We start from the raw sequence: 21,182 nt of genomic DNA on the forward strand, positions 1-21,182 counted from the left end.
CCTTTAGCCTCAATTCGTTAAATTTTTGGTTAACGAATTTCTAGTGACTCTTCACTTTTACTATCTGTCGTTGTTGCATTTTTTAATTTCAATTGATAAAAAATCATACAGGCAATAAAGAAGCCAATCCCGTACAGTAAACCGATTCTTTGCGTTGGATCAAACGCTAAAAATACTAAAATAAATACACAAAAGATAATACAAAATACAGGTATTAAAGGAAATAGAGGTGTTTTAAATTTTAAATCAGCCAAATTTCCTCCAGACTTTACATAACGATAGCGGAACATTAGTTGAGAAGCACAAATCCCCATCCATGAGATTGTGACAGAGATTCCGGCCACCGACATGAGTAACACAAATACTGCATCAGCTTCCATTACACTTGTTAATAAGGATAATAGTGAGAAAGCCATTGTAAAAATGAGCGCATTTAAAGGCACTTTATTTTTAGTCAATCGACCAAATAACTTAGGTGCCATTCCCTCTTGTGACATAGAGAATAATAAACGTGTTGACGCATACAGACATGAATTGCCGACTGATAAAATAGCCGTTAATATAACAAAATTCATGATACTAGCTGCATATGGAACACCTGCTATATTCATCAACGTTACAAATGGACTCTCTACAAGACCAAGCTCTGATGCTGGGAATATCGCCGATAATACAATAATGGAGGCAATATAAAAGACTATAATTCTAAAAAGAATAGTACGAATCGCTCTTGGAATATTTTTTTCAGGGTTCTCGGTTTCACCTGCTGCAATACCAACAAGCTCTGATCCCTGATAAGAGAAAATAACATTCATCATTGTGACAAAAATAATAGAAATACCTGCTGGGAATAAACCAGTAGGTGCTAAATTTGTCAGATGTGGCGTTGGACGATCTGCTAATGGAATTAATCCGAAAATGGCCGCACCACCTATAATGATAAATGCTATGACTGCAACAACTTTGATACTAGCAAACCAGAACTCTGCTTCAGCGAAGCCCTTTGTTGTTAAAGCATTTAAGACAAATAAAAGAACCATAAACACAGCACACCAAATCCATATTGGTACAGTTGGAAACCAATGTTGCATTAAAATCCCAGCAGCTGTAAATTCAACACCAGCTGTGGCGGCAGACCCGACAAAATACATCCAGCCTAATGAAAAACCAGCTGAAGGACTAATGAAACGTGTAGCGTATGTTTGGAAGGAGCCTGTAACTGGCATATAAACAGCCAATTCCCCAAGACAGTTCATGACCATAAACAAAATTAGGCCACCAAACAAGTAACCAATTAGAGCACCACCTGGTCCTGCTTGATTAATGGTATAGCCAACATTTAAAAATAAGCCCGTTCCAATAACACCCCCAAGTGAAAGCATTAATAAGTGACGGCTTTTCATCGATCGATTTAATTGATTGTTGTGAAGCTGATCCCCTTTATTCAACATCCATCCCTACTTCCCATATAGTGTAAATATTCAGATAATCAAAGAATAAAAGTACCCAATCAATTTTCCCTTTTAAATTGATTGGGCAATGTTAGCATGTCTTAAAAACGTAATGATAAACAACTTAAGCCACCATCGTGTTTTCTAAACTCAGACATCTCAAGTTCAATAGTTTGATAGCCAAGATTTTGTAATTTACGATTTGTTTCTGGGTAGCCAGCTGGAATAATAATATAATCATTTACTTGAATACAGTTAGCAGAATATTCATCTTCTTTAGGAATCACGATTTTATCATAAGATTCAAATGCAGGGTGATCGACAAACTCACCAGCTACCACCATACGATTATCCCCAACATAGGCAACCCCTGTTTTTAAATGGAAGAACTCTTTTAATGGAATAATAGTCGCTTCATAGCCTTCTTGCTCAACAATTTTTTTAAATTGCTGTGCGCCTTCTTCATTTGTACGGTCTGAGATCCCTACGTAAAATTTCTTCTCTGCTTGTAATACATCTCCACCATCAAGCGTTCCAGAGCCTTTAATATAGTAAATTTTTTCAAAGAATGGTTTCACTGCTGGTTCAATATCTTCGATTTCACGATTACGAGCAGCTGCTCCAGGGTTTGAGATAATAGCAAATTCAGATGTTAATACTGCCGTATCTTCTACAAATGTTGAATCTGGGAATGCTTCATTTGCTGGTAATTGTGTAACCTCAACGCCACATTTTTTCAAAGCATCTATATACTTTTCATGCTGTTCAAACAATTTTTCTAAAATGGGTTTACCTAAATCACTAGTTGTTAAACCGTTTACAAAACTATTTCCTGGATTTTTAACAATAACATTTTTAAACATAATTTTCGTCTCCTTTATCCTCTTACTACTGGACAAGTTAGGCATGTTGGCCCACCTGTTCCTTTAACAGTAATTTCATCACCTTTATATTCAAACACTGTTGCACTAGCATCAAGTAGCTGTTGTTTTGTTACTTTGTTCCCTTCAGGAATAACGCACACTCTTGGTGCAAGCGCCAAGACATTACAGCCCAGTGCATCATACTCATCCTTCGGTACTTCTATTAATTGGATACCTCGCTCGATAAGCAGTTGTCGGAAAAATACTGGCATTAAACGTGAATGTACAACAGCTAAATCTCGATCTACCATACTTATGAAAGACATTAAATGTAAACACTCAGCTTCACCTAAGTCATGGGGTAGCTGCACAACAATAAACTCATCCACCATATCCGCTGTCATTTCCTTTAATTGATGGATAGCTTCATCATTTGTACGATAACCTCTACCTACAACGAGTGTTCGATCATCTAACCAAACAAGATCTCCACCATCTGATACCGCCTCTCCTGTTAGTTCCCCAATGATTGGAATACCTTTCTCCTGTAAAAAGGCCTTATATACTGCTGCTTCTGGCTGTCTCAATTTTTTGCCAGATTTCAGTATAATGGCGCCATTTGGTGTGAATTTAACTGGATCATGTGCATAAAGCGAATCTAACCCTACTTCATCATTAGCAGGCAAATAATCAATCGTATCAACATACTTTTCAAGAATCCTAATAAATTCAGCATATTCTCTTAGCGCTTCTTCATAGTTAGGCTCAGATAAATAGTTAAATGTTTTCCATTCATCGCTAAGATGTGCCTGGCTTCGGAAAGCATCTTTCGGATGTTTTACTATAACGTGTTTCAAAGGTGCATACATTGATGAACAATAATGCATTCCCTTCACCCCTTTTCCGTGTAGTGGAAAACGTTTCCGTTAAGAGGAAAGTTTATATGAAAAATATATTCGTTTTATGCTATACTGTCAATATATTTAGAAAACTTTTTATTTTTCCTTTAATCTAAATTTGATTTATCCATTGAAAAACAATTGTACGAGGATTCATTTTACACATCTTTGTATAGACATCTATTCGCTCGAAAATATTGGAACTAGACGTAATTGGAGAATAAAAATAAAATAGGAGGAAGGGAGGTGGGGCAAATGCAATTATTAGAGCGAGCTATGACGATTGCGAAGGTTTTAGCATCTGAAGCAAATGACCGTAGCTTGTCTATTTCAGAGCTTTCTACAAAATGCGATTTACCACTAAGTACTTTACATAGAATTTTAAAAGCCATGATTAAACAAGGTATGATTGAACAGGATGAGCAGACTAAGCATTATCGCCTCGGAACAATATGGATGGAACTTGGCTTACAGGTATATGACACGATGGATTATATTAGTAAAATTAGGCCTGAATTAGAACGCTTAGCAAGAGAAGTTGAAGAAAGTGTCTATTTAAGTAAGCCTGCTGGTTTAGATACAATTATTATAGAAAGAATAGACAGTGCTGCAAATCCGATTCGTATTTATGACCAACTTGGCATTCGCATACCTATGCATATTGGCGCAGCCAATAAAGCCATTCTTGCTTCTATGCCTGACACTCAGTCAAAAGAAATTTTGGAACAGCTAATAACGAAAGACGAAATTGCTGAATTAGAAGGACAACTTCAAAACATCCGACAGCAGGGCTATGCAATAAGTCATGGAGAACGAACTGCTGGTACTTCCTCCATTGCGGTATCTGTACAAGATGGTTTTGGTGAAGTGATAGGTGCAGTGAGCATCGGCTTTGTGAATTTTAATGTCTCTCAAGATCATATTAATACATTAATTGAGCGCTTAGTTGATACTGGTAAACGTGTATCGACAAAACTTGGTTATCGTGGAAAAGGGTAGTAATACTTCTTTTCTTAAGTTTCCCTTCTTTTACTAACTGATTTTTGCCTGTAAAGGTTTTTTTCTTGAAAGGATATGTGAAAACTATTGCACTGAACGCCATCGTATGTTAAATTATTATGGTATGTGAAATACCGAACTGAAATAATAATCTTTCAGCATCAACAGTAAGGAGGGAATACAACATGCCAAAACAATGTGTAATCACTGGACGTAAAGCTCGTACTGGTAACAACCGTTCCCACGCTATGAACGCTAACAAACGTACTTGGGGTGCTAACCTTCAAAAAGTTCGTATCTTAGTTGACGGTAAACCAAAACGTGTATGGGTTTCTGCTCGTGCATTAAAATCAGGTAAAATCGAGCGCGTTTAATCGCCGCTTCTAAAAAATCGATTTCGCATTGGGCGCAAATCGATTTTTTTCTTTTTACAGTATTCAATATACTTAACGTAAAAAATCCGACTAACATTAGTCGGATTTTTTTACTTTCTTATCTTTTTTAAATAGGTTAATACACGTACGCGTGATACTACTCACGAATTTCGGCAGCTGGAACGTATATACTTTCAGGACTCTCTCCCCCTTACGCTAATCTATGCTTCTTATCATTAAACATATGCCATGCGAGAAAGATATAGACCCTGAAGTTCCTATTATTTCATTACTTGTAAATCGTGATGTTCCTAAAGAGATTTCCTCATTCGTTGTTTCATATTTTACTTGCCGTAATGTCACATTTTGAATCGGTTCCTCATGAGCAAAAAAAGACAAGTATCGGTATCGATCATCTGCAAAAATAGTATGCGTACCAGGTAATAAAAATTGCAACATATTTGCATGATTAATAATCTTCAGCTCAATTTGAGGATGCTCTTTTTGGAGTCGATAAATGGAACGAACCGCTGCCTCATAATGATCTAAGCGCCCACCTGTAACACCTGTTAGGACAATTTCTTGAGGTGCATAAGTATAGGCTTTAAGCAAAGCTAAATCCGTGTCTGTTTCATTTTTCTCTTCCTGAAAACGTTGTTGGTCATTGGTTTGTGCCATCACAAATTGATATTCCTCATCTGTTAAGGAATCAAAATCACCAACAATGGCATGAGGGGTAATCCCATGCTCCAGTAAATATAAAGCACCACGATCTGCTCCAATAAATACTACATCCTGTTGTTGAAACGATGAAAATGAGCAAAGCTCTTGTTTTGGACCACCTGCACAAACAACGACTATCGTCATCTCTTAATCGCTGCCTCACCAGCCGCTAAAATCTCTTGGAGTGCAGCTGTTCGATCTTCTTTACTATAAATAGCTGATCCTGCCACAAAAATCGTCGCTCCAGCCTGTGCACATGGAACAATCGTTTCAGCAGTAATACCACCATCAATTTCAATGGCAATCTCTAGACCCCGCTCTTTAATAATTGCCGATAATGCTTCAATTTTAGGTACAACAGAATGAATAAATTTTTGTCCACCGAAGCCTGGATTAACAGTCATCAACAATACCATATCGATATCTTCTAAAATGTGTTGAATCGACTCTATTGATGTATGTGGATTTAATACTACGCCAGCCTTTACACCATACGAACGAATTAATTGTATTGTTCGGTGTAAATGACGACATGCTTCAACATGCACTGTAATATAATCTGCACCAGCTTTTGCAAATTGTTCAATATACTGATCTGGATTTTCAATCATTAAATGTACATCTAACGGTAAATTCGTTAATGGACGGATAGCATCCAATACGATTGAGCCAAATGAAATATTCGGTACAAAGTGACCATCCATGACATCAATATGAATCAGTGTTGCACCTGCTTGCTCTACTTCTTTTACTTCTTCCCCTAATTTTGCAAAATTTGCTGCTAAAATTGATGGTGCTATTTGTATCATCATTAATACCTCGGCTTTCGATCCATAATTTCTTGCATAAATTGTTCATAATGCTTGTAGCGGTAGTCACGAATTTCTCCCGTTTCTACTGCTGCCTTTACTGCACATTTTGGTTCTTTCAAGTGTAAACAGCCTCTAAATTTACAATCATCCGCCACTCTGACCATTTCAGGAAAACATGCGCCTAATTCCTCTTTATCAATTTCATCAAAATCAAAAGAACTGAATCCAGGAGTATCTGCCAATAAACCATCACAGACCTCAATAAGCTCGACATGACGAGTAGTATGTTTTCCTCGCCCTAAGCTTTGCGAAATGATGCCTGTTTTTAAGTTTAATTCAGGAATTAGTGTATTCAGCAAAGTTGATTTTCCAACACCAGATTGACCTGCTAATACAGTGGTTTTTCCTTTTAAAATAGGCTGTAGGCGTTCAACTAATTCTTCCTCATCTTTATAGGTTTGTAAAACCGTATAGCCCATGTTTTGATAATCGACGATATATTGCTGTAATTCCTCACGTTTATCATTTTCCAGCAAATCCATTTTTGTTAAACAAATAATAGGATGTACATGGAATGATTCTAAAACAACTAAAAAGCGATCCAATAAAATGGTATTGAAATTAGGTTCTTTTACGGAAAATACTAAAATACCTTGATCAATATTGGCAATTGGCGGACGAACTAATTCATTTTGACGCTCCAAAATCTTTTGAATGGTACCATCCGATCCTTCTGTTTCCGTTGAATATTCTACAATATCACCAACAAGCGGGGATTCTCCGCGATTGCGAAAGACCCCACGTCCTCGACATTGAATAAGTTGATGACCATCATAAACATAATAATAACCGCTTAATGCTTTTCTTATTTGGCCTTGCGCCATCCAATTCCTCCTTAATTGACATCCTCATATTTAACTTTGTCTTCTAAGATTATTTCTGAGTCACGGATAATTCTATAACTTGCATCTTTGCCTTCTTCAATAACAAGCTGTATATTGTAAGGTGTATCATCTAAAATTGGAAACTCTACTGGTTCAGAAAATGTATGATTTTTATCTTGAATTTCAATGCGAATGTTTTGAGCTATACCCTCTTCTGTAGGTTTATACTCAATGACTACAGGTATGACCAGTGGTTTATCAGGCTTTTTCGCTGGTCCTTTACTGATCACAACGGATATGAAGGAACCTTCTTCCACCATAGTACCCGCTTTTGTCAATTGTGATATCACACTGCCCGCAGGAATCGACTCATGATATTCTTCACGTGAAATACGCCAATTAAGGCCAACTCTCCTCACATAGTCATCCATATCCGCTTTTGTATAATTATTGAGGTTTTCAAGCCTTATCATTCTAACCCCTTGGCTTACTTTAAACGTAATTGTTTCTTCCTTCGCAACAACTTCAGTATTTGGGGGTATACTTTGCTCAATGATTCTTCCTTCTGGTTCATTAGAAGGGACATCCTCTTTTAGTACTTCTTTATACTTTCCTTTTATTAAAGCTTCCACTTGACTATAATTCTGTCCAACATAATTATCTACAGTCGTCATTTCCACACCTAAGCTGACGATTAAATCAATCTCTGTGCCTTTTGCACGCAATGCATTTTTTGCTGGATCTGTTTCAATGATCTTACCTTTCTCAATTTCCTCATGGTTCCGCTCCTGATGCTCCTCACCAACAACAAACCCCTCTGCTTCTAATTTTTTTGTAGCTTCTTCCACAGTTAAATTTGTTACATCAGGTACAGAAATTTTTTTCGGGCTAAACGAATCTGTTGCAAATAAAAAGAATAGGAAGATGACAATCACAGCAATCAATAATCCAGCAACATACTTTGGCCAATTTTTCTTCTTTCCCTTAACAGGAGCTGGTTTTTCAACAGTTTTTTTAGGCTTTGCTTGAGATGGTGTTTTCACTTCCATAATCGGTTCCATAACTCTCGTTTGGGTTAAATCTTCGCCTTTTTTATGAACAGGCTCTTTAATAATTGGTATAGCTTTCGTCGTATCATTATCAACAGGTATGACAAATTTTGGTTCGTTTACTCGTGTTGGTGATAAGACTGTTTCCAAATCATCATATATTTCTTCCACTGTATTATAACGATGGGAAGCATCTTTAGCCGTAGCCTTCAGCACCACATTTTCCAAACTTTGAGGAATGGTTGCATCAAAAGCACGAACAGAAGGTGTTTCTGTTTGTAAATGCTTGAGTGCAATGGAAACTGCTGATTCTCCAGAAAATGGTAATTCACCTGTTAATAATTCATATAGCACAATGCCAAGTGCATAAATATCTGATTTATTAGTAGCCGTCCCGCCTCGGGCTTGCTCAGGTGATAAATAATGCACCGTACCTAACACTGAATTCGTTTGTGTAAACGATGTAGCACTTAACGTCATGGCAATACCAAAATCAGTTATTTTTACATTACCCTCCGCATCCATTAAAATATTTTGCGGCTTAATATCACGGTGGATAATATGATTTTCATGGGCATTTGCAATGGCAGACGTTAATTGTTTCATAATATGCACACTTCTAGCAGGAGAAATTGGTGCAAATTCTTGTATGTACTGCTTTAACGTTTTTCCTTGAACATATTCCATCACGATATAATGTAGATCGCCATCGTCCCCTACATCATAAACACTAACAATATTTGGATGTGTAAGACTTGTAGCAGACAGTGCCTCACGTTGAAAACGTCGATGTAATTCATCCTCATTGGAAAAATCATAGCGTAATATTTTTATGGCTACATCACGGTTTAATATCATATCGTGCGCTAAATAAACATTGGACATACCTCCGCCACCAATGAGCTGCAAAATTTTATAACGGTCACTAATTCTTTTACCTACAAGCATTCTTACACCTCCTCATCCTTTTTTGTTAGTAGCACGAGGGAGATATTGTCTTCTCCCCCGCTGGCATTTGCCAATTCTACAAGCTTACGTCCTTTTTCTTCAATGGCATCTGGATACGTTATAATTGAAGCCATTTCATAGACAGTGAGTTTATTGCTTAAGCCATCTGAACAAATGAGTAAATACGATTCTGATGCTAAATCTACTTCATAAAAGTCTGGCTCTAGCGTTTCCTCTGTTCCAACAGCTTTTAAAATGAAATTTTTCTTTGGGTGTGTCAAAGCTTCTTCTTCACTTATTTCGCCATTTTCTACCAGTACATTTACATATGAATGATCTCTTGTTATTTGTTGTGCACCATCTTCAAAGAAATAATACACACGACTATCCCCAACATGTGCAATGAAGCAATGATACTCTTCTATTAACACCGCAATAAACGTCGTGCCCATTCCTTTACAGTCTTCATGTGATAAAGAATAGTCATATATCGTTTTATTCAATTGCTTAACTGTGTGCAATAACCATTCTTTTTTTGATGTTGTTGATACAAAATGATGTGCGTCTGCCTGTAAAAAAAAGGATTCCATCTGTTTAATTGCCATATCACTTGCTACATCACCAGCATTATGACCACCCATGCCGTCCGCCACAAGTGCTAGTGCAAGCCCGTCAGGACGTTTAAAAAATGCAGCACGGTCTTCATTAATTGATCGTTTTAAACCAATATCACTTTCGACTGTGTATTCCAACACTGGTCACCTCGTTTCTTCAGATCTCTCTTGAGCACGTAATTGACCACACGCAGCTGCGATATCTGAGCCTTGCTCTCGGCGGATCGTTACGTTAATCCCATTTTTCTTTAAGGTTTTTTCAAAAGCAAAAATTTGACTACGAGACGTACGAACATAATCACGTTCTGGTACGTAGTTGACAGGAATCAAGTTAACGTGACATTTAATTCCTTTAATTAATGCCGATAACTCCTCTGCAATTTCCACTGAATCATTTTCACCAGACATCAATCCATACTCAAAACTCACTCGTCGCCCTGTTTTTTTAGTATAGTAACGAACAGCCTCCATTAATTCATCCAATTTGTATGCACGAGCAATTGGCATTAGCTTTTGACGTGCCTCTTGGTTTGGTGCGTGTAGTGACACGGCGAAGTTAATTTGTAATTGTTCATCTGCAAACTGATAAATTTTTGGAACAATCCCTGATGTTGATACAGTAATATGACGTGCACCGATATTTAACCCTTTTTCATGGTTGATTACTTTTAAGAAGTTCATCATCGCATCATAGTTATCGAAAGGTTCGCCAATACCCATAATGACAATATGCGATACTCGCTCGCCCACTTCATCTAAAGTCTGCTGCACTTTGACAACTTGCTCCACGATTTCTCCTGCTAGTAGATGTCGCTTCAAACCACCTAAAGTGGAAGCACAAAATGTACAGCCGATTCGACATCCTACTTGTGTTGTTACACAAACAGAGTTGCCATATTCATGGCGCATTAATACGGTTTCGATTGAATAGCCATCTTGCAATTGAAATAAAAATTTAATGGTACCATCTTTAGATTCTTGCTTAATAATGGTTGATAGTGTTGTTAAAGCAAAATTGGCTGTTAACTTATCACGCAATCCCTTTGAAAGGTTCGACATTTCTTCAAATGTCTTTACACGTTTATTATACAGCCAGTCAAAAATTTGAGTAGCACGGAAAGGTTTTTCACCGTTTTCTGTTAACCATTCTTCTAACTGATATGGCTGTAAAGAATAAATAGATTCTTTTAAATTTGGTTTTTCTTTCTTGACACGTCGGACGGGCTTGTCTTCCGCTTCATCAACTAAATCGTTAATACGTTCATTAAATTTCTCTTGATCCACCATTAGTTGGATTCTCCTTTTTTACGAAAGGCGGCAACGAAGAAACCGTCACTGCCAAAGTCTTGTGGAAAGACTTGAAGCATGCCATTAGCTTGCTTTTCCGCTAATTTTGTTGGTAAAGACTCTAGTTGTATTGCTTCCATTTCTGGATGCGCTGTTAAAAAGGCATGAACTGTGCCTTCATTTTCTTGTAGATCGACTGTACAAGTACTGTACACAAGCTTTCCATCTGTTTTCAATACTTTAGTTGCTGCCTCAAGTAAAGCTAATTGGATTTTTTGTAGATTTTCTAAATCTTCTTCTCGCTTTGTATATTTAATATCGGGCTTACGTCGCATAACCCCTAGCCCACTACATGGTGCATCAACTAAAATAGCATCAAAAGACGCTGCTTGTAAAAATTCTGGTGCTTTCCGTCCATCAATTGGGGCTGTTTCAACAATATCAAGCCCTAGACGTTCTGTATTATGGTCGATTAAATCTAATTTATGTGGATGAAGGTCTGTCGCTAAAATAGATCCTTCATTTTTCATTATTTCGGCTAAATGTGTTGTTTTTCCACCCGGGGCTGCACACATATCAAGGACACGCATGCCAGGAGATGGATTTAACACTTTAGCAGGTATCATTGAACTTTCATCTTGGATAGTAATGTGACCTTCTTTAAATACTTTTGTACGTGCAGGTTGACCATTGGTTACACGTAAACATTCAGGCATTAAATCACTTTGCTGTACTGTTAATCCTTCTTCCTCTAGTTCAGCAATAGCCTGTTTAACCGTTGTTTTTGTTGTATTCACACGCACTGTTTGCATAGCTGGCACATTGTTTTCATGCAACATTGCTGTTGCTAGCTCTAAACCGTAGTTTGCTACAAATCGTTGCACTAACCACTCGGGATGGCTTGTTTCAATAGCAAGTCGCTCCATTGGATCTGCTATATCCTCTGTAGAAGGAACGCCGCTACGTAACACCGATCTTAAAATCCCATTCACCGTCGAAGCAATACCACGATGCCCTCTACGCTTGGCAATTTCCACTGCTTCATTTACAGCAGCATGTGGTGGGATACGAGTTAAATAATGAATTTGATACAACGATATTCTTAATAACCAACGTACCCAATGATCGACTGACCCACGAATAAAAGGCTCTAAATAAAAATCAAGCGTCATTTTATGCTGTAAAGTTCCATACGTAATTTCAGTTAATAAGGCACGATCTTTCGCCTCAATTTTATGTCGTTTAATTGTTTCGTTTAGCAATAAGTTGCTATATGCTTGGTTTTTATCAACTGCTAATAGAATAGATAATGCAGCATCTCGCACATTTCCATCCCAAATCACTACACTTTTTTTACTCATTTAAATTGGTCCCCAATCTGTAATTTAGAACCTGTACCACGTAAATACTCCTCTGCAGTCATACGCTTCTTGCCAGCTGGCTGCACGTCATATAAGGCTAAAGTTGTACCGTTGCCAGCAGCTACTTCAAAATGATCTTTCTCAATCGCTACAACTGTACCTGGATTCGTCTCATGCTTGCATTTACCAATAGCTGCCCACCATACTTTAAAATTACCATCCTCAAAAGTTGTATAAGCAACCGGCCACGGATGAAGACCACGTACTTGATTGTATAAAGTAGCAGCATCGTTTGTCCAATCGATGCGTTCTTGCTCTCTCGAAATATTGCTGGCGAAGGTAACAAGTGCTTCATCTTGGACTGTTCGGCTATTTGTACCATTTATAATAGAAGGAAGTGTCTCTTTTAGGAGCTCACAACCCACTATGCTTAGCTTTTCAAAAAGGCCACCTGTATAGTCGTTTTCTTCAATAGGAATCGCTCTTTGAGAGATAATATCTCCAGCATCAAGCTTCTCTGCCATATACATAATGGTTACCCCAGTCTCTTTCTCGCCATCTATAATAGCTTGATGAATAGGAGCGCCTCCACGGTATTTTGGAAGTAGTGAGGCATGAACATTAATGCAGCCAAAAGCAGGAGCATCTAATAGCTCCTTTGGTAGTATTTGTCCAAAAGCTGCTGTTATCACTAAATCTGGCTGTAGAGCAAGAATTTGTTGTAACTCTTCAGAGCCGCGCAATTTTTCTGGTTGAATAATTGGTAAGCCAAGTTCCAAAGCTGCAGCCTTCACAGGTGGTGGTGTCAATACACGCTTTCGCCCAACTGGACGATCTGGCTGTGTCACAACTGCTTTAATATCGTATCCTTCATCATGTAGCATACGCAAAATAGGTGCTGAGAAGTCAGGTGTCCCCATAAAAATTATAGACGTCATTTTATTCCTCCTCTTCTGCGTACAGTTCTTCAAGTTCTTCTGCTGTAATAATACGCTTGATTTTCGAATCAAACAGCACGCCGTCTAAATGATCAATTTCATGTAAGATGGCACGGGCATCAAAGCCTCCTGCTTCTAATTCATATACACGTCCTTCACGATCACAAGCTTCAATTTTAACATAGTTAGGACGTTCTACTTCACCATATAACCCTGGAAAGCTCAAGCAACCTTCAATATCTATTTCCGCTCCATCTGTTTCAATAACCGTTGGATTAATCATTTCTAAAATATCGCGTTCCTCACCTAGTTCCACAATTGCTACGCGTAAGCCTACATCTATTTGTGGCGCTGCAATACCAACGCCATCATATTCCACCATTGTGTCATATAAATCATCTAGTAATGCAATGATTCCATCATTAATTTCTGTCACTTCTGCACATGGTGTTGATAGTACTTTTGCTGGGTTTTCGATTACTTTTTTTATAGCCATTCTCATTTCCTCATTTCTGTATTCAAGCTAGTGCAATAGCTGATTGTTCATTTTACTATTGTAAAAAAATCTTGCTGTTAATTTCACTATATAGTAGACGGATCTAAATCTACCGTCATTAATATTCCTTGTTTAATCCATTCTGCTCGATACATGGCAAGCAGTCGCTGTAACACTGGAATTAGATTTGGTTCAATTTTATATTTTATCAAACATTGATAACGATATCTATTTTGGAGACGAGCAATACTTGCCGTTGTTGGTCCTATAATGGCTACTTGATTCGATAAATTTCCTCGTAGCCAATCTGCCACTCGTCCAGCATATTCAGCAGCCATCATGACATCTTCATGAGATAATTGAATAAGGGCTACAAAATAATAAGGTGGATAGCTGGAGCGACGACGTAAAAACATCTCTCGTTCATAAAATGGTTCATACTCCTGCGTTTTGGCTAGCTCAATTGCATAATGCTCAGGGGTATACGTCTGAATAATTACTTCCCCTGGCTTATCATGTCGTCCTGCCCTTCCACTTACCTGTGTTAGTAGCTGAAATGTGCGCTCTGCTGCACGATAATCAGGTAAATGCAAGGATGTATCAGCACTTAGTACACCGACAAGAGTAATATTAGGAAAATCAAGACCCTTTGCGATCATTTGCGTCCCCAGTAAAATATCTGCATGTCCAGCTCCAAATGTATCTAAGATTTCTTCATGTGCCCCTTTATGCTTCGTGGTATCTACATCCATACGTAACACTCTTGCCTCAGGAAATAGTTTAAAAAGTTCTTCCTCGACTTTTTGTGTACCTGTACCAAAGTAACGAATATGATCGCTTTGACATTGTGGACATATTTTAGGAACAGATTCCTCGTAACCGCAATAATGGCATTTTAATTTCTCCGTTGTCCGATGATAGGTTAAGGAAATGTCGCAATTTGGACATTGTACAACCGTACCACAATCCCTACATAGAACAAACGATGAATAACCACGACGATTTAAAAACAGCACCATCTGTTCTTTTTTCTCAAGTCTTATACGAATCGCCTCAGCAAGAGAGTCTGAGAACATCGAACGATTTCCTTGACGAAGCTCTTCACGCATATCTGCAATAAAAACAGTCGGCAATGCTTGGTGTAAAGCACGTTGCGTTAATGAGAGTAGCGTATATACGCCCTTTTTAGCTCTGGCAAATGACTCTAGAGCTGGTGTTGCACTACCCAAAATAATAGGACATTTATAAAATTCGCTCCTCCATATGGCGACATCTCTTGCATGATAACGCGGCGAGTCTTCTTGCTTATACGTTGATTCATGTTCCTCATCCAAAATAATAAGACCAATATTCGTAAAGGGTGCAAAAATAGCGGAACGAGCACCAACTACTACTTTCACTTTACCTTGTTGAATTTTACGCCATTCATCATACTTCTCTCCAACAGATAATCCACTATGCATAACAGCAACCATCTCACCAAAGCGACTGCGGAATCGCTCAGTCATTTGAGGTGTTAAAGAGATTTCAGGTACCAACATAATGGCTTCTTTCCCTTCATCTAGCACCTTTTGAATAGCCTGTAAATAAACCTCTGTCTTACCGCTCCCTGTTACACCATGTAGCAAAAATGTTTGCGCTTGTTGCTGCTCTATAGCTGTAGTAATAGCTTGAAGAGCACCCCTCTGCTCCTCTGTTAATTGTAAGGCCTGTGTACGAGAAACTTTCTTCGTAAATGGATCACGAAAAACTTCCTCTTGAATAAACTGGGCAGCTCCTTTTTCAATTACTGCCTCTAATACCGATATCGAGACTCCTGTTTCCTCACAAATGTGCTGGGGTGATAAAATTTCTCCTAGATGTTGACACATCCATTGTAGTAATAGACGTTGTTTAACGGCTCTTTTTGACTGTTCCAAAGCCTGTTCTACAAGTTGCTGGTCTTCTGTAATTTGAACCATTCGGATTTCTTTTACATTGCCCTGCTGCTTCACAACATTCTCAATTGAAACAATGCTCTCTGCAACCAACTGCTTTAGTAAAGGAAGTAAACCTGCTCGCTCAAATTCTTTAAAGTTGGCTTGTTGGCGTTTACCAAAAATGTACTGTACTTCTTCTGGTAGACTTTGAGACTGTTGTAATTTAATTATTTTTTCATACTTAGCCCGAAGTGCAGATGGTAACATCACTTGCAAGGCATCTATTTCATAGCAAATCGTGTTGTTCTTTAACCATTTCGCCATTAGCAGCATTTCTTCTGTCAGGACCGGCTCCATGTCTAAAATTTGAGTGATAGCCTTTAATTTATTCAGTGGTACATCTGTTTCCTTTTTCAAGCCAACGATAAAGCCTAAAACATTTCTTGGACCAAATGGCACTTTCACACGACAGCCTAATTCTATTACGTTTACCCATTCGAGAGGTACTTGATAATCAAAGGGACGGTCTACATGGTAGGTAGAGACGTCTACAATGACCTCTGCTATTAAAAAGCTCATTGCACCTCATCCTTTGTAATATGAGACCAGAGTGTCTGTGCAAAAAGCTGGGGATTTGTCGTAGCCAAAAATTGTCCATTAAGCTGAGCATTTTCACTAAAATCAATCCAGCTATCAGAAAGTATATTGATCATTGGTTTACCTTGCACTTGCTGTCCGAAAGTGATTGCATTCGTTCCTTCTACAGAAATAATCGGCGTTTCGTCGATGGTTGGTACATTCGCTGCATGTATAAAAAATGCTTGGGGATATTGGATTTTATAGGCTTCCAGTTGTTGAATAACATCATACAAATTGCTATTTTCAATTTCAATCACATGTGCCCCACGTATCCTTGCCTCATTCGCTAATGCTCGTCCAATAATGCCACTTGCCTGTGGGCTAATCATATGCTTTTCATCTAATGGTACTTGCAACGCACCTGCTGTCACAATTACGGTTTTACCTTTTAATGGTTTGGATTGTCCTGAAAAAAAAGTCTTTACTAGGGCCGTTATTTTTTCAGGTTCCTCTAAACGTCCCTTCCCGACATAGCCACATGCTAAAAACCCCTCTGAAGGCTCAATGAATTGGTATCCATCAGCTGATAGCCGATCTAAATTTCGTTTTACCGCTGGATGGTCATACATGTGTACATTCATAGCTGGTGCAATCCAGACAGGGGCTGTAGTAGCAAGCAAGGTTGTTGTGACCATATCATCAGCAATACCATTGGCTAATTTGCCAATCATATTGGCCGTAGCGGGAGCCACTAAAATCAAATCAGCCCAATCTGCTAAATCGATATGGGCAATCACACTTGAATCTTTTTCATCAAACGTGTCAAAATAAACGTCATTTTTGGACATCACTTGAAAACTTAATGGATTCACAAACTGTCTAGCAGAAGCTGTCATCATAACTTTTACATTGGCCCCTGCTTGTGATAGCTTGCTAACGAGCGCAACAGCCTTATATACTGCAATTCCACCTGAAACACATAGTAAAATATTTTTATTCATGCTAGGTGTCGTCCTTTCAAATGATAAGCTCCCAAAGAAGGATTCCCTGGGAGCTCTCGGCATTCTGTATAATCAAAATCTACTGCGAACTAGCATGCATGTAACCCAACTACGTTACATGTATGTTAAATTTCGTCTTCGTACACAGCGGACTCATCCTGTGATACCTTCGTAAGTACACCTGCCGCTACTTCTTCAAGTGCTCTTCCTACGTATTTATGAGAAACATACTTGTGTAAACGTTCTGTATCTTGCTCTTCTTGCATTTGGCGAGCACGTTTAGAAGCAAGGCTCACTAATGAATATTTTGAATCGATTTCTTTTTTTAAAGCGTCCACTGATGGGTATAACATTGTTTTATTCTCCTCTCAACATTGACAAATATCTTTTTTCAACACGTTCTCTACGACAATGCTCGGCTTTAATAATCGCATTTATACGATCACAGGCATTCGTCACTTCATCATTCTCCACAACATAATCATACAAGCTCATCATTTCAAGCTCTTCACTTGCAGTAGCTATGCGTTTCGCAATGATATCCTCTGTTTCCGTCCCACGCCCAACTAAACGGTCTTTTAATTCCGTTAAACTTGGAGGGGCCAAAAAAATAAATAAGGCATCTGGTGCTTTTTTACGAATTTGTGCTGCACCCTGCACTTCGATTTCTAAAAATACATCACGACCTGCATCCAGTGTTTCATTCACATAGGCTAGTGGTGTTCCATAATAGTTACCAACAAATTCAGCGTGCTCTAATAAGCCACCTTGTTCAATTAACGTTTCAAATGCTTCACGCGTCTTGAAAAAATAGTCTACACCATCTACTTCCCCTTCGCGAGGATTTCGTGTTGTCATCGAGATGGAATACTCATAATTCGTATTCGGCTGAGAAAATAATTCTTTTCGCACTGTCCCTTTACCTACACCAGATGGGCCAGACAGAACAATTAATAATCCACGTTCTTTTATCATTTATTCTCTATATCTCCCTTAATTTATAACAGACACGTGCAAGTTATTCGATGTTTTGCACTTGTTCACGCATCTTTTCTAAAATTGTTTTCGCCTGAACAACAGCAACAGCTGCTTCTGTAGATTGATTTTTTGAACCAATCGTATTAATTTCGCGATGTATTTCCTGCATTAAAAAATCTAATTTACGTCCAACTGAAATGGTTTCAAGTAATGTTTCCTCCAGCTGATTAAAGTGACTATCTAGTCTGTCTAATTCTTCGGAGATGTCTACGCGTTCTGCAAAAATCGCTACTTCTGCTAGTAAACGATCATCTAGCAATGTGCCATCTGCGACTTCAGCAATTCGTTCTATTAATCGTGTACGATATTTTTCAACAGCAAGAGAAGAGCACAAACGAATCTGATTCACTTGTTCCATCAACTGTTCTTTATATTGTACAACAACTTCTTGTAATTCTTGCCCTTCACGTTCCCGCATTTGTACGAGCTGTTTAATTGCTTGTGAAATCGCTTGTTCAACAGCACTTAGCAAATCCTCTGGTGTAAGCTGTGGCTTTTGCTGTACAAGTGCCTGTTCTAGCGATAAAAGCTCTTGCATCGTCCATTTTTCTTCAAGTGGTACTTTACTTGCTAATTGCTCTTTTGCCTTACGATACGCTTCAATTAATGACCAATTAATTTCAATAGATTGCTCTACGTTCTCTAAGTCTTTCACATATACCATCACATCAATTTTGCCGCGTGACAAAGCTTGTGAAATTAGTTTCTTTGCAAAAATTTCTGCTTCAAGCCATTCTTTCGGAAATTTTGCGTTAATTTCTAAAAAACGATGGTTGACCGAGCGCATTTCCACGGTTAATTGAAAGTCTCTAGTTGTTGTGACACCTCTGCCAAAACCAGTCATACTACGCACCAAGGTTCGTCACACCTTTCTTTGCATACTGGGATTATTATAACATAAGCTCTGTCGATTATGACGACTCTCCCAAAAAAATTGGTTAGAATAAAAGCTAATTCTACCACAATTGAAGCTATATTTTAATATTCACCTAAAAAATGCTATGATAAACATACAAATTGTGTATTTGTCGGAGCTGACAGATAGCGAAAGCAACTACACCATGAAAAAAATACGAAAGTACCAAGATGCTTGATATCGTTGGAAAGAGGAATTCATATGGCATTTGATGGCTTATTTACTTATTCAGTAACGGCCGACCTACAACAGCTTGTCACTGGTCGGATTACAAAAATACATCAACCTAATGCACAAGAAGTTGTGTTACATGTGCGGGCAAACGGAAAAAATCAAAAACTACTGTTCTCCATCCACTCTTCTTATGCACGTGTCCATCTTACGGAGCATACGATTGAAAATCCAGCAGAGCCTCCCATGTTTTGTATGCTTTTGCGTAAACATTTAGAGGGTGGTTTTATTTCATCCATAAAACAACATGATTTTGATCGTATTATAATAGTAGAAATTCACAGTAAAAATGAAATTGGCGATCCTATTGTAAGGGAAATACACGCTGAAATCATGGGTAGACATAGCAATCTACTGTTGATTGATCAAGAACAGGGGAAAATTATTGATAGCTTAAAGCATTTACCTCCATCCGTAAATAGCTTCCGAACTGTGTTACCAGGTCAACCGTATATTGCACCACCCACACAAAATAAATGGAACCCATTAACGGTTACAGATGAAGAGCTAACAATGTTTTTCGCTGAAGCAAAAACGACCAAAGAGATCGTAACACAGTTAGCCGGTTTTTCGCCTCTTCACGCTGAAGAATTATTGTACCGCATGACAACAGCATCTAATGCACCAGCCTGTTTCAAGGAATTTATGACATCCTTTGCAAACGGTGGTATGAAGCCAATGTATGTACTTTCTAATAACAAAACGTATTTCTCACCTATTGAGTTGAGTCATTTGCAGGGAGAAGTAACTGTCTACCCTAATGTTCACGAGCTTCTCGACCGCGTATTTTTTGCACGTGCAGAACGAGACCGTGTGAAACAACAAGCAGGTGATTTAGAGCGCTGGCTACAAAATGAAATTGATAAACTATCCTTAAAAACGAAAAAGCTGACGAAGGACTACGAGCGTGCCTCCAAGCTTGATCAATTTCAGCTTTATGGTGAGCTATTAATGGCAAATATTTATGCCTTTGAAAAAGGTGTCAAAGAGGTAACGGTAACAAACTACTATAGTGAAACAGGCGAAGTGATTACGATTCCAGTAAGTGAACGTAAAACACCGATTGAAAATGCGCAAAGCTATTACACAAAATATACAAAGGCAAAAAACGCCTTGGTTATGGTTCAAGAGCAGCTTGAAAAAACGACAGAAGAAATTGCCTACTTTGAAATGCTGGCACAACAAGTACAGCAAGCTTCTCCAGGGGATATTGAGGAAATTCGCGAAGAGCTGGCAGAGCAAGGCTACTTAAAACTACGTCATGCCAAGAAAAAGAAAAAACAAGTAAAGCCAGAACCAGAGCGCTATGTTTCATCTACAGGAGTATCGATCTCTGTTGGAAAAAACAATAAGCAAAATGATATGTTGACGTTTAAAATAGCAAAACGCACAGATATTTGGTTGCACACAAAGGATATTCCAGGATCTCACGTTGTCATCCATTCAAGTGAACCAGACGACACAACATTACGAGAAGCTGCCACATTAGCCGCTTATTTTTCTAAAGCTAGAGAATCTTCTTCTGTGCCAGTGGATTACACAGAAATTCGACAGGTCAAGAAACCAAATGGGGCTAAACCGGGTTTTGTCATTTACTTTGAACAGAAAACACTGTATATTGACCCTGATGAGGCTGTCATTTTACAGTTAAAAAAACAGTCATAAGATAGAAACCGAGACAAAACATCTCGGTTTCTTCTTTTTTATAGTACAAACACGTAATCCGTACTATAAAACGATGAAAACAGCCATATCTTCATTGTTTTTTACAGACAATCTTCCTTATTATAATAACATTAA

The 21,182-nt window shown here is 38.3% G+C and carries 20 protein-coding genes; 3 read left to right on the plus strand and 17 right to left on the minus strand.

The window, feature by feature from the left end; translation table 11 throughout:
* Positions 1 to 29: 29 nt before the first annotated feature.
* From MHI34_RS02100 to MHI34_RS02110, 3 genes are all read right to left on the minus strand, one after another.
* Positions 30 to 1,451: an amino acid permease gene (locus MHI34_RS02100; protein WP_036124822.1), complete on the minus strand. Its 1,422-nt coding sequence runs from the start codon at positions 1,449 to 1,451 to the stop codon at positions 30 to 32.
* A 101-nt stretch (positions 1,452 to 1,552) separates the two neighbouring features.
* The gene (locus MHI34_RS02105; protein ID WP_036124824.1) at positions 1,553 to 2,314 is read right to left on the minus strand and encodes an arginine deiminase family protein; all 762 of its coding nucleotides are present in this window, start codon (positions 2,312 to 2,314) and stop codon (positions 1,553 to 1,555) included.
* Between the two features lie 14 nt (positions 2,315 to 2,328).
* Positions 2,329 to 3,201 (minus strand): arginine deiminase family protein, encoded by an 873-nt coding sequence (locus MHI34_RS02110; RefSeq protein WP_089931986.1) that lies wholly within the window; start codon positions 3,199 to 3,201, stop codon positions 2,329 to 2,331.
* Between the two features lie 267 nt (positions 3,202 to 3,468).
* Here MHI34_RS02110 and MHI34_RS02115 point away from each other — a divergent pair, with 267 nt between their 5' ends.
* Both MHI34_RS02115 and rpmB read left to right on the plus strand, forming a co-directional pair.
* Positions 3,469 to 4,212, plus strand: coding sequence for an IclR family transcriptional regulator (locus tag MHI34_RS02115; RefSeq protein ID WP_058843516.1), 744 nt, complete (start codon positions 3,469 to 3,471; stop codon positions 4,210 to 4,212).
* Positions 4,213 to 4,397: 185 nt separating this feature from the next.
* On the plus strand, positions 4,398 to 4,586 hold the full coding sequence (rpmB, locus tag MHI34_RS02120; protein ID WP_004227417.1) for a 50S ribosomal protein L28: 189 nt from the start codon (positions 4,398 to 4,400) through the stop codon (positions 4,584 to 4,586).
* Between the two features lie 216 nt (positions 4,587 to 4,802).
* On the opposite strand, the gene MHI34_RS02125 is transcribed toward rpmB, so the two are convergent.
* The 14 genes from MHI34_RS02125 to MHI34_RS02190 all read right to left on the minus strand — a co-directional run bounded on the left by MHI34_RS02125 (position 4,803) and on the right by MHI34_RS02190 (position 19,091).
* Positions 4,803 to 5,453 (minus strand): thiamine diphosphokinase, encoded by a 651-nt coding sequence (locus MHI34_RS02125; protein WP_089931984.1) that lies wholly within the window; start codon positions 5,451 to 5,453, stop codon positions 4,803 to 4,805.
* Positions 5,450 to 6,118, minus strand: coding sequence for a ribulose-phosphate 3-epimerase (gene rpe / locus MHI34_RS02130; protein ID WP_089931982.1), 669 nt, complete (start codon positions 6,116 to 6,118; stop codon positions 5,450 to 5,452). Before rpe ends, MHI34_RS02125 begins: the two co-directional genes overlap by 4 nt.
* A gap of 2 nt (positions 6,119 to 6,120) precedes the next feature.
* On the minus strand, positions 6,121 to 7,005 hold the full coding sequence (gene rsgA / locus MHI34_RS02135) for a ribosome small subunit-dependent GTPase A (protein WP_036124921.1): 885 nt from the start codon (positions 7,003 to 7,005) through the stop codon (positions 6,121 to 6,123).
* Positions 7,006 to 7,016: 11 nt separating this feature from the next.
* Positions 7,017 to 9,002 (minus strand): Stk1 family PASTA domain-containing Ser/Thr kinase, encoded by a 1,986-nt coding sequence (pknB, locus tag MHI34_RS02140; RefSeq protein WP_036124923.1) that lies wholly within the window; start codon positions 9,000 to 9,002, stop codon positions 7,017 to 7,019.
* Positions 9,003 to 9,004: 2 nt separating this feature from the next.
* A complete protein-coding gene (locus MHI34_RS02145; protein ID WP_058843486.1) occupies positions 9,005 to 9,754 on the minus strand; it encodes a Stp1/IreP family PP2C-type Ser/Thr phosphatase in 750 nt (249 codons plus the stop codon).
* A 6-nt stretch (positions 9,755 to 9,760) separates the two neighbouring features.
* Positions 9,761 to 10,903 carry a 23S rRNA (adenine(2503)-C(2))-methyltransferase RlmN gene (rlmN, locus tag MHI34_RS02150; RefSeq protein ID WP_036124927.1) on the minus strand — a complete coding sequence of 381 codons (1,143 nt, stop codon included), beginning with the start codon at positions 10,901 to 10,903 and terminating at the stop codon, positions 9,761 to 9,763.
* The gene (gene rsmB, locus MHI34_RS02155; RefSeq protein ID WP_036124929.1) at positions 10,903 to 12,264 is read right to left on the minus strand and encodes a 16S rRNA (cytosine(967)-C(5))-methyltransferase RsmB; all 1,362 of its coding nucleotides are present in this window, start codon (positions 12,262 to 12,264) and stop codon (positions 10,903 to 10,905) included. Before rsmB ends, rlmN begins: the two co-directional genes overlap by 1 nt.
* Positions 12,261 to 13,202: a methionyl-tRNA formyltransferase gene (fmt, locus tag MHI34_RS02160; RefSeq protein WP_036124932.1), complete on the minus strand. Its 942-nt coding sequence runs from the start codon at positions 13,200 to 13,202 to the stop codon at positions 12,261 to 12,263. The genes rsmB and fmt overlap by 4 nt, the downstream gene beginning before the upstream one ends.
* 1 nt (position 13,203) lies before the next feature.
* On the minus strand, positions 13,204 to 13,698 hold the full coding sequence (gene def / locus MHI34_RS02165; protein WP_036124934.1) for a peptide deformylase: 495 nt from the start codon (positions 13,696 to 13,698) through the stop codon (positions 13,204 to 13,206).
* 86 nt (positions 13,699 to 13,784) lie between these two features.
* Entirely contained in the window at positions 13,785 to 16,196 is a 2,412-nt protein-coding gene (gene priA, locus MHI34_RS02170) for a primosomal protein N' (protein WP_036124935.1), read from the minus strand.
* Positions 16,193 to 17,197 (minus strand): bifunctional phosphopantothenoylcysteine decarboxylase/phosphopantothenate--cysteine ligase CoaBC, encoded by a 1,005-nt coding sequence (coaBC, locus tag MHI34_RS02175; protein ID WP_058843484.1) that lies wholly within the window; start codon positions 17,195 to 17,197, stop codon positions 16,193 to 16,195. Before coaBC ends, priA begins: the two co-directional genes overlap by 4 nt.
* Positions 17,198 to 17,322: 125 nt before the next feature.
* A complete protein-coding gene (gene rpoZ, locus MHI34_RS02180; RefSeq protein WP_036125003.1) occupies positions 17,323 to 17,550 on the minus strand; it encodes a DNA-directed RNA polymerase subunit omega in 228 nt (75 codons plus the stop codon).
* A gap of 4 nt (positions 17,551 to 17,554) precedes the next feature.
* The gene (gmk, locus tag MHI34_RS02185; protein ID WP_036125005.1) at positions 17,555 to 18,172 is read right to left on the minus strand and encodes a guanylate kinase; all 618 of its coding nucleotides are present in this window, start codon (positions 18,170 to 18,172) and stop codon (positions 17,555 to 17,557) included.
* Positions 18,173 to 18,215: 43 nt separating this feature from the next.
* Positions 18,216 to 19,091 (minus strand): YicC/YloC family endoribonuclease, encoded by an 876-nt coding sequence (locus MHI34_RS02190; protein WP_036125007.1) that lies wholly within the window; start codon positions 19,089 to 19,091, stop codon positions 18,216 to 18,218.
* 261 nt (positions 19,092 to 19,352) lie between these two features.
* Here MHI34_RS02190 and MHI34_RS02195 point away from each other — a divergent pair, with 261 nt between their 5' ends.
* On the plus strand, positions 19,353 to 21,047 hold the full coding sequence (locus MHI34_RS02195; protein WP_036125010.1) for an NFACT RNA binding domain-containing protein: 1,695 nt from the start codon (positions 19,353 to 19,355) through the stop codon (positions 21,045 to 21,047).
* Positions 21,048 to 21,182 lie beyond the last annotated feature (135 nt).

Source organism: Lysinibacillus sp. FSL L8-0126 (genome assembly GCF_038630385.1).
In the GTDB taxonomy this organism is placed as follows: Bacteria; Bacillota; Bacilli; order Bacillales_A; family Planococcaceae; genus Lysinibacillus; species Lysinibacillus fusiformis_D.